The sequence below is a fragment of the Brevibacillus sp. GCM10020057 genome (assembly GCF_042683565.1).
Classification (GTDB): domain Bacteria; phylum Bacillota; class Bacilli; order Brevibacillales; family Brevibacillaceae; genus Brevibacillus.
Map to the genome: position 1 here is coordinate 270,972 of NZ_JBHUJW010000041.1, position 9,386 is coordinate 280,357.

Genomic DNA, 9,386 nt, shown 5'->3' on the forward strand with positions numbered 1-9,386 from the left:
GTATATCCAATGCTTTAGTGGTGAAGGATAGCCCCTAGGGGGTGAAAACATATGCCAGCAGTCAAATGCAGCGTAGCGAATTGTGAGTATTGGGCGGACGGCAACCGGTGCAGTGCAGACGAGATCATGGTGGAAATCGACGCACATGCAAACGCCGGTTACAAAACGGAATTTGCTTCCGAGAACAACAACCACCAAGATCGGGCAACCAAATCGTCTGAAACCTGTTGCCTGACATTCAGGCCGAAAAAATCCGGCAAGTAGGGCATTCGGCGCAAAAAAGACGTATCCCTTGTCGAGGCGATACGTCTTTTTGCCGTTCCTCTTCAGACGCTTGTCCACTCCTGTTGCAGCAGCTGCACTTTTTCCTGGACTTCATTCCACGTAGCGACACGGTGGATCAGCGGGGGCAGCGCTCCCTGGTTGTAAGGGGTGTCAAATAAAAAGACGGGAATTTGCAAGCCTTCGGAGAGCTGGAGAGCATTTTCCAACCGATCCTCCAAAAACAGGTCGACCCCCCATCTTTTTGCTGCTGACAGCTTGTCGTGGGAGCCGATCAGATCGATCTCATGATAGGGGATGTCATAACGGACAAACCAATTTATGGTGACATCGCGGTGGCGGGATTCCCGCGCGCTGATGTAGACCAGCTTGAACCGGGAGTGCCAGGACCGCAAAATGTGATCGGCGTTTCCGTGGACAGGCGCTTCGTCATACAAACGTTCCCCGTTCTCGTCCAGCCATCTGTCGAATTCCTCATCCGTGATCTGGTACACGTTGGCCAGGTTGTATTCGTAGCAGTCTTCGTATCGCAAATCTTTGCCAAAGCTCTCGTTCATCAGGGGGACAATACTGCTGGGTGACGTCACTGTGCCGTCGATATCAATGCCAATCGTTAGGACTTTCTCAGGTTTCATCCTCTCGCCTCCAGTTTAAATTGTACACTGAAGGCAGAGAATAAGGCTACCTTCCTTCACTAACAAATCCTTTGTGAAAAGGGGCTGAGCATGCCATGGCGGACCGAGACGAACGTATGACTGCGAAGCGGAAGGAAGATACCGGCTTTTCCGAGACAGTAGATGCCCACGACGCCGAGTTCGCTGCCGAGACATGGACCGAAGCTGCTTTTGCTGAACACGAGGGGCAGACAGCGAAGCGAAACATCCAGTATGATCCGCTGACACGGACCGAACGCTATACAGGCGAGGTGGACGAGGCGGACGATTTTTCAGAGCGGCTGGACGGAGTCGACCGCACGCGCGAAGAGAGCTATCACGCTTCGGAAGTGCGGGATGACGACGTCGAGACGGCTGCAGAGATTGCCGAACCCATTCCGGTTCGACGCACTGCACGTGAGGCACCTGACGAAGACAGCCGGGAGAGCGGCGCAAGCGGGATCGGGATGACGGGGCTCGGTTTGTCCATCCTGTCCCTGTTTTTAATGCCGTATCTCATTGCGCCCGTTGGGATGGTGCTGGGCTATCTGGCGTATCGGCGCGGTTCCCGAACGCTGGGGGCGTGGGCGATGATTGTCGGTGCAATCGCCATTTTGGGTGCGCTGGTGATCTATCCGTTCTACACGGCCCGATAGGCAGCCTGTTCCCGGAAAAACCTCTCCAGAGTGTAACTGGAGAGGCTTTTCTGCTTGTCAACGGTACAGCGTGGAGAAAAAAGGCGTGATCGCCGCAAGCACGGCATCGCGAAAGACGTCAGCGCGACGGATGCGGTCTTTTGTGAGCAAACCGTACGCCCCTCCCTGATGATTGCTCCCTGTCGTTCCGCTCCACTCGTCGATAATCACCCGCAGCTCGATCTGTTCCTGCCGAATCCGCTCCACGGCCCGGTTGGGAATGGGAAAGGACAGCCCCCGTCCCAATTGCAGCTCTGACCCGTTCCAGGCGGCGCACACCGAGATAAGATGCCATTGCCTGGTGTACCGCTCGTCGTACATGAGTCCGCCTTCCAGCCCGAGGCCGATATCGCACTGGGGCAGACGGGCGAGCACCGTTTTTGCCCGGTGAATCGCCCCTTCGATCGTCTCCGCCTCCGACATCGGTTGGGCAGATATGCCTGACGGGACAGACAGGCAGATGGGCTCGCTGCCTGTAGCCAGACGGACGGCCGTCTTTTTGGCCTCGTTCGTGGTGCCCAGCGCATAACGATATGCGGAAAAATCCATGCGACACTCCTCCTTGACGCCGATAAACTAGTGGTAGTATACCACTTCCCCACAGACGAGTGTGATGTGTTAAGATAGGGCTTATACAAGAGACAGAAATCTTAAGAGAAAAAGAGGAGAGGATCATGAAGTTTACCAAATTGCATGGTCTAGGAAACGATTACGTATACGTCAACGGTTTCGCGGAAGACCTGACAGGTGTGGATCTCCCCGAGCTGGCCAGGCGGGTGAGCGATCGCCATTTCGGGATCGGCGGAGACGGCCTGATACTGATCCTGCCTTCAGAACGCGCGGATTTTCGGATGCGTGTGTTCAACCACGACGGAAGTGAAGCGAAAAACTGCGGGAACGGCTTGCGATGTGTCAGTAAATACGTGTTCGATTACGGCTTGACGGATCAACGTACATTTTCCGTGGAGACGCTGGGAGGAATTGTCAAGCCAGTCGTTTCGCTGGATGAGAGTGGCAAGGTGAATCTGGTGACGATTGACATGGGCGAGCCGCGATTTGAGCGTGCCTCGATCCCGATGACGGGCATACCGGAAGAAAAGGCGCTTGAGGAAACAATCGAGGTAGACGGAGAAGCCTTCACGATGACAGCTGTATCGATGGGCAATCCGCACGCGGTTTTGTTCATGGACGAGGTGCTGGACGAAGACGTGCTCAAATACGGTCCCAAAATCGAATTTCACGAATGGTTTCCGGAGCGGACCAATGTCGAGTTCATCCAGATTCTCGACCGTGAAGAAATTTTGTTCCGCGTCTGGGAGCGGGGCTCCGGCGTTACACTGGCGTGTGGTACCGGCGCATGTGCAGCTGCAGTCGCAGCGATTGTGAGCGGCAGAACCGAACGCAAAGTGACCGTACACCTGGCAGGGGGAGACTTGCTCATCGAGTGGAGAGAGTCCGACAATCGCGTCTTCATGACGGGGCCTGCGACCGAAGTGTTTTCAGGCGTCTACCATGGTCCGATCCCCTACAAATAGAGAAAGAAAAAAACGTTCCGTCGCGCAAGCAGACTGGAACGTTTTTTTGTAAGAAAATTACGAACGTCCTGCAGCGATTTTGACGGCTGCCTGATGGTCGGGATCGATCTTGTCGTCATTGTGGCGCCGGCTGTTCAGGAAGTGAATGTCAAAATGGCCGGTGAAATCGTTGTCCAAAATGTATTCGATGCTGTGCGGCATGGAAGTCATCGATGCGGCAATCTGCCTGCCGTTGACGTTTACCAAAACGGGTCTGACTCTCCAGGAGTATTGGCCGCCCCAGATGTCCTTGATCGTAGCGGCGTCAGCAGCGGTGAGCGGTTCCGTATCGGAATGGGAGGCGCCAATCGTGCGTTTCACCTGGAAGCTTCTCCCCGTCTCAAAGTCGGTCACGGTCGCTACGGCATTGATGGGAAACAAGTATTGAACGGCCTCAAACCAGTCCAGATATTCTCCGTACTTCGCGCTTTTGACGCTGGTTTCGGGGATGTGGTGCACCGGGATGAGCAGGGTCTGTCCGATTTGCAGCTGTGAATTTTCGGTGAGCCTGTTCACTGAAAGCAGCTCCGTCATAGGGATGCCGTGATCGATGGAGATGGTCCACGGCGTATCGCCTCGCACGACCTGGTAGCGGATATTTTCGACCCAAGGCTTGGTCGTATCGGCGGGCTGCGTAGACGTAGCCTGCTCTTCCTCTCTGGGTGGTTGGGTGTCGGCTTGTCCATCCGCCTGCGGGATCAGCAGCTTTTGACCGACGAGGATTTCCGTGGAGGTCAAGTGATTGGCGTCCACGATTGACTGGATGGACACACCCCAGCGGCTGGCGAGCTTCCACAGCACGTCGCCGCTTTTTACCGTGTACTCGTTCGCTGATGCATCTGTTTTCGGGACCAGCAGCTTTTCCCCGACGATGAGATCATACGATGTTCGCTGGTTTATTTCCATCAGCACAGGGATCGTTGTCTGGTGGTCGGCGGCGATTTTCCAGAGGACATCGCCGGATTTTACGGTGTAGACTTGGGACAGCGGCGGTATGTACAGTGCTTGTCCTGAGTAGATGGTGTCTGTTTGCAGATGATTGGCAATTTTCAGCTGTTCGACAGGGATCTGGTAGCGGTACCCCAGATTTCCCAACGTATCGCCGGTGGATACGGTGATGGTCTGGGCAAAAGCGGATGTGGCAGGGAGCAGCGCAGCGATCAGGACAGACTGCGCTGTCAGACGTTTCCATCGTGTTGTTTTGAACATGATAGCCTCCTCGATGCCGTAGCGTAATGGTTGGGATGTTTCTCCTCTATTGTAAATTGCGGCATGGAAGGCTTTCATCAGGGAAATGAAACCTCAGTTGGATTGATTTTCCACATGTGCTCAGGACGACTCCCTTTTTCTTTTGGGAAATGTGACCAAGGCAGGAGAGAGCATGGCTGCGACAGTGCGTACAGACACAAAAATAGCGTGGGCCGCGGCTGTTTGCTACTCGCCTCGTCCACGCTATAAAATCCAAATTAAGCGAAAGGTCACCCGTTGTACACCTCATTTAGGTATGCGACGTCAGAACGGTTGATCGGAGGGGCACTTTTGCTCATCTTGGCCAGTTCAGCCTGCAGTCGTTTCAGTTCTGCTTCCATTTTGGTGATTTTCTCTTGCATTGCTTGAGTAGTCATGGTTGTTCTCTCCTTGGTTGTTTTGTGTAAATTTACTGACAATTCTAACGAAAACCCTTTGGCGTGTAAAGAGCCTATCGCTGGATGTAAGCGCTTTAAGTATGAATAGTGTGTGAACGAATGTTCAGGCATGGCCGCTTTCCGCTATCTTGCCTGGTAAAGTGGGGGAAAATAGGAATGAAAGAGAGCTTTGCCCTGTATGTTCGTGGAACAGTCGTGTTATGATGTAGCGTAGACATGGGGGATTTTGACCCTGAGGAAGGTGTGTACTAGTGATTTACCTGGATAACAGTGCGACGACTCGGCCTCATCCCGAAGTGGTTGAGACCGTGAGACGAGCGATGGAAAACTATTACGGCAATCCCTCCTCCCTGCATCACAAGGGGGTTGAGGCTGAAACGGTGTTGAAGCAGGCGCGTGAGGTGGCGGCGAAGTTCCTGGGCTGCAAGCCGGGAGAAGTCATTTTCACATCCGGCGGCACGGAAAGCAATAATACAGCGATCAAAGGCGTTGCCTTTCAATATCAGAACCGCGGGAAGCACATCATTACGACACAGGTAGAGCATCCGGCCGTCTACGACGTGTGCAAACAGCTGGAGAACCTCGGCTTCTCGACGACGTTTTTGCCGGTCGACCGGGATGGACGCGTTTCGCTGGAGGACGTCCAAAAAGCGCTGCGCCCCGATACGATTCTCGTCTCCGTCATGCATGTAAACAACGAGCTGGGCACGATACAGCCGGTAGCGGAAATCGGGCAATGGCTCAAGCAGTTTCCCCGCGTCCTGTTCCATGTGGACGCGGTGCAGGGCATCGGGAAAGTTCCTCTCCGCCTGAAAGATTCGGGGATCGATCTGCTCAGCGTATCTGCCCACAAGTTTTACGGCCCGCGTGGCGTCGGCATCCTGTATAAACGCGAAGGATTGATCATTTCCCCGCTGCTGATGGGGGGAGGTCAGGAAGGCGGTGTCCGTTCCGGGACGGAGAACCTGCCGGCGATTGCCGGAATGGCCAAGGCGATCCGTCTGCTCGAAGACATGGGGCCGGGAGAAAGCACCCGCCTGTCCGCGCTATTGGAGCAGCTGCGAGCAGGTATCGCCCAGATCGAGGGCTGCACAATCAACACGCCGAGAAGCGGAATTGCGCCGCACATCATGAATATATCGGTTCCGGGAGTAAAAGCGGAAGTGCTGCTGCACGCTTTGGAAGAGCGTGGCTTTTTGATTTCCACGAAGTCGGCCTGCTCCTCCAAGAGCAATGAGCCAAGCCGCGTGCTCACATCGATCGGGATTGAGCGCGACTGCGCGTTGTCCTCTTTGCGCATCAGCCTGGGCAGGGAAAATACGAGCGAGGACATCCAGCAATTCGTCACTGCCCTTGGCGAATGTGTCCGCAGCCTGCGCAGTCAAATGAAGATGAAGCAAAAGAGCGTAACCAGAAGATAAAGGAGACCCATCATGAACTACGATGTTATTTTGATCCGTTATGGAGAGTTGGCCCTCAAAGGCAAAAACCGCGACATGTTTGAAGAAACATTGGTGCGCAGCGTAAAAAACGTGTTACGTTCCTTCTATAAGATAAAAGTTCGCCGCAACTACGGCCGAATGTACGTAGAGCTGCACGGGGAGGACGCGCATGAAGTCATGGAGCGGCTGAAGCGCGTGTTCGGGATTTCTTCATTTAGCCCGACCATCCACGTGGAGCCGGACATCGAGACGATCAAAGTCCGGGCACTGGAGCTGATCCGGCAGATGAACCCGCAGCCGCGCACGTTCCGGGTAGTCACGCGCCGCGCCGACAAACGCTATCCGATTCCTTCCATGGAAGTCAATCGCATCGTCGGTACGCATATTTTGCGCGCGCTCCCGGCGATCAAAGTCGATGTGCACGAGCCGGAAGCGATCGTGAACATCGAGATCCGCACGGAAGGCACCTACATCAGCTGTGAGACGATTCCGGGACCTGGCGGCTTGCCGGTCGGTGTCAGCGGCAAAGTCTTGCTTTTGCTCTCTGGCGGGATTGACAGCCCTGTGGCCGGCTGGATGATGATGAAGCGGGGCGTGACGCTCGAAGCGATTCATTTCCACAGCTATCCGTATACGAGCGAGCGTTCTTTGCAAAAAGTGCGCGACCTCGCACAAAAGCTGGCCAGATGGGGCGGAACGGTCCGTCTCCACGTCGTGCCGTTTACGGAAATCCAAACAGCTATTCGCCAAAAGTGCCCGGAAGACTATCTGATTACGATCATGCGCCGTTTCATGATGCGCATTTCCGAACGAGTCGCCGCGAACACCAAGGCGCTGGCGCTGGCGACAGGTGAAAGCCTCGGACAAGTCGCTTCGCAAACGCTGGAGAGCATGGACACCATCAACAAGGTGATTTCCATTCCGATGCTGCGCCCGCTGATCGGGATGGATAAAACCGAGATCACGGACATCTCCCGCAAAATTGATACGTACGAGCTTTCGATTTTGCCGTACGAGGACTGCTGCACGATTTTCACGCCGAAAAATCCGGTGACGCGTCCCAAGGTACGTCTTGCAGAAAAATTTGAAGAGGCTCTCGACGTGGAAGCATTGGTAGAAGATGCAGTGAAGCGGACGGAGATCGAAGAAATTACGACGAAGCCGCGCGAAGTCGTTTCTGATCTGTTTTAGAGAATGGCAATGACGGGAGAGGAACAGCCATGATTATTCGGTATGAACGAAATGGCAAAGTGAAGCACGGCTGGATGGTGGAAGAGGACAACAAGGTGAGGGTCATTGAAGGGGATATTTACAAGATTCAATCCGCGAAGCCGATCATGACGGGCCTGGAGCTTCCGCTGGACGAAATTGTATTGAAAGCGCCCAGCGCTCCCAGCAAGGTGGTTTGCATCGGCATCAATTACCGCGATCATGCAGCGGAAATGGACATCGACCTGCCCGAAGAGCCGCTGATGTTCCTCAAGCCTTCCACGACTGTCGTCGGGCCAGGCGAACCGATTGTCTACCCGAAGCTGACGCAAAACCTGCATTATGAAGGAGAGCTGGCAGTCGTCATCAAAAAAGAGGCGAAGCAGGTCAAGGCAGAGGATGCCGAGGACTACATCCTCGGCTTTACATGCGCGATCGATGTGACTGCCCGCGACTTGCAGATGAGCGACGGCCAGTGGACGCGCGCCAAAGGGTTTGACACCTTCTGCCCGCTCGGACCCGCGATTGCCGCCAAGCTGGATTATCAAAATCTGCGCATTGTGACCAAAGTCAACGGCGAGGTGCGCCAGGATGCGAACACTAGCCAGATGATCTTCACCATCCCACAACTGGTGGAAGCCGTCTCCGCGGTGATGACGCTCCTCCCGGGAGACGTCATTCTCACCGGAACCCCATCCGGTGTAGGAGAGCTGCGGCCAGGTGATGAGGTCTCCGTGACCATCGAAGGAATCGGCACGCTGGCGACTCATGTGGTTCAGGCAGAAGAGTAAGAGCGCGAGGAAATCAGCAGTCGCCAATCCCCCTCCTATTTGAAGGGGGATTGGTATTTTAGAGCGATGGACACATCGTTCATTCTCTTTCGTTCGGATCATCGTGGATCGGATGCGCGGAAGGATCTTGGCGAGGCAAGTCCTGGTGCATGTTGCGGGTCTCGTAAGTAAAACGTGTCGTCGTGGAATGCTGCCCGGGCTCCCAGTCGGTTGATTTTCCGAGCCTTTCCCTGTTGGTGGCGGAACCGTAGGGCCCTTCGGGAAACTCTTCCTGCAGGATTTCATTTCGCTGCGATTCTACTGTCGACAGTTCGCTGTAATATTCATCTTCATGTTCTGCATTGGTTGGTTGCGGCTCCATGCTGATCCACCTTCCTTTTCTTTTTGTCGCTGCAAGCGTATGGATCGCCTCCGGATAGTTTGAAATAAAAAGAACGTACCTATTCGTTTCTTGTTGACTTCCTGGTGCGCTTCAGTTATATTTAATTTCTGCCACGTATTATTGAGCTCCATTGAAAAATATGATCAATAAATCGTAATAAGTACTTGACGTTACGTGCAGTGATTTGTTATATTAGAACACGCCGCTGCTGAACAGCGCGGATGGTTGAAAAAACCTCTTGTAAAGTCGAATGCGATGTGTTATACTTAAAAAGTCGCCTTTTGGGCGAGTGAACAAAATGTTCTTTGAAAACTGAACAGCGAAAGCGTTGATGAGTCTATCATTTAATGATTTGCCAGCTTGAAAAAGAGATGAACCAGAAACAAACTTTATTGGAGAGTTTGATCCTGGCTCAGGACGAACGCTGGCGGCGTGCCTAATACATGCAAGTCGAGCGAGTCTCTTCGGAGGCTAGCGGCGGACGGGTGAGTAACACGTAGGCAACCTGCCTCTCAGACCGGGATAACATAGGGAAACTTATGCTAATACCGGATAGGTTTTCGGGTCGCATGATCCGGAAAGGAAAGGCGGCATTTAGCTGTCACTGGGAGATGGGCCTGCGGCGCATTAGCTAGTTGGTGGGGTAACGGCCTACCAAGGCGACGATGCGTAGCCGACCTGAGAGGGTGACCGGCCACACTGGGACTGAGAC

General features: G+C 54.0%; 11 protein-coding genes and 1 rRNA gene. 7 read left to right on the forward strand and 5 right to left on the reverse strand.

Annotated features, from left to right (window positions below):
* The first annotated feature begins 51 nt into the window (after positions 1-51).
* A complete protein-coding gene (locus ACFSO0_RS13265) occupies positions 52-264 on the forward strand; it encodes a DUF1540 domain-containing protein (protein ID WP_376881031.1) in 213 nt (70 codons plus the stop codon).
* 62 nt (positions 265-326) lie between these two features.
* On the opposite strand, the gene ACFSO0_RS13270 is transcribed toward ACFSO0_RS13265, so the two are convergent.
* Positions 327-917, reverse strand: coding sequence for a hypothetical protein (locus ACFSO0_RS13270; RefSeq protein WP_376881034.1), 591 nt, complete (start codon positions 915-917; stop codon positions 327-329).
* A 95-nt stretch (positions 918-1,012) separates the two neighbouring features.
* Between ACFSO0_RS13270 and ACFSO0_RS13275 the strand changes: the two genes are divergently transcribed.
* On the forward strand, positions 1,013-1,591 hold the full coding sequence (locus ACFSO0_RS13275; RefSeq protein ID WP_376881037.1) for a DUF456 domain-containing protein: 579 nt from the start codon (positions 1,013-1,015) through the stop codon (positions 1,589-1,591).
* Between the two features lie 57 nt (positions 1,592-1,648).
* On the opposite strand, the gene ACFSO0_RS13280 is transcribed toward ACFSO0_RS13275, so the two are convergent.
* Positions 1,649-2,179: a DUF84 family protein gene (locus ACFSO0_RS13280; RefSeq protein ID WP_376881040.1), complete on the reverse strand. Its 531-nt coding sequence runs from the start codon at positions 2,177-2,179 to the stop codon at positions 1,649-1,651.
* Positions 2,180-2,304: 125 nt separating this feature from the next.
* On the opposite strand from ACFSO0_RS13280, the gene dapF reads away from it, so the two are divergent.
* A complete protein-coding gene (gene dapF, locus ACFSO0_RS13285; protein ID WP_376881043.1) occupies positions 2,305-3,165 on the forward strand; it encodes a diaminopimelate epimerase in 861 nt (286 codons plus the stop codon).
* 57 nt (positions 3,166-3,222) lie between these two features.
* Here dapF and ACFSO0_RS13290 read toward each other — a convergent pair whose 3' ends face one another.
* Together ACFSO0_RS13290 and ACFSO0_RS13295 are read right to left on the reverse strand one after the other, a co-directional pair.
* Positions 3,223-4,413 carry a LysM peptidoglycan-binding domain-containing protein gene (locus ACFSO0_RS13290; RefSeq protein WP_376881046.1) on the reverse strand — a complete coding sequence of 397 codons (1,191 nt, stop codon included), beginning with the start codon at positions 4,411-4,413 and terminating at the stop codon, positions 3,223-3,225.
* Between the two features lie 269 nt (positions 4,414-4,682).
* Positions 4,683-4,829 carry a hypothetical protein gene (locus ACFSO0_RS13295; protein ID WP_376881049.1) on the reverse strand — a complete coding sequence of 49 codons (147 nt, stop codon included), beginning with the start codon at positions 4,827-4,829 and terminating at the stop codon, positions 4,683-4,685.
* Positions 4,830-5,101: 272 nt separating this feature from the next.
* Here ACFSO0_RS13295 and ACFSO0_RS13300 point away from each other — a divergent pair, with 272 nt between their 5' ends.
* The 3 genes from ACFSO0_RS13300 to ACFSO0_RS13310 are packed head-to-tail and all read left to right on the forward strand — an operon-like array spanning position 5,102 to position 8,292.
* A complete protein-coding gene (locus ACFSO0_RS13300; RefSeq protein ID WP_376881052.1) occupies positions 5,102-6,271 on the forward strand; it encodes a cysteine desulfurase family protein in 1,170 nt (389 codons plus the stop codon).
* A 12-nt stretch (positions 6,272-6,283) separates the two neighbouring features.
* On the forward strand, positions 6,284-7,483 hold the full coding sequence (gene thiI, locus ACFSO0_RS13305) for a tRNA uracil 4-sulfurtransferase ThiI (RefSeq protein WP_376881055.1): 1,200 nt from the start codon (positions 6,284-6,286) through the stop codon (positions 7,481-7,483).
* Positions 7,484-7,512: 29 nt separating this feature from the next.
* Entirely contained in the window at positions 7,513-8,292 is a 780-nt protein-coding gene (locus ACFSO0_RS13310) for a fumarylacetoacetate hydrolase family protein (protein WP_376881058.1), read from the forward strand.
* A 79-nt stretch (positions 8,293-8,371) separates the two neighbouring features.
* Here ACFSO0_RS13310 and ACFSO0_RS13315 read toward each other — a convergent pair whose 3' ends face one another.
* The gene (locus ACFSO0_RS13315) at positions 8,372-8,653 is read right to left on the reverse strand and encodes a hypothetical protein (protein WP_376881060.1); all 282 of its coding nucleotides are present in this window, start codon (positions 8,651-8,653) and stop codon (positions 8,372-8,374) included.
* Positions 8,654-9,063: 410 nt separating this feature from the next.
* Here ACFSO0_RS13315 and ACFSO0_RS13320 point away from each other — a divergent pair.
* Positions 9,064-9,386 (forward strand): 16S ribosomal RNA (locus tag ACFSO0_RS13320); the annotation flags it as partial.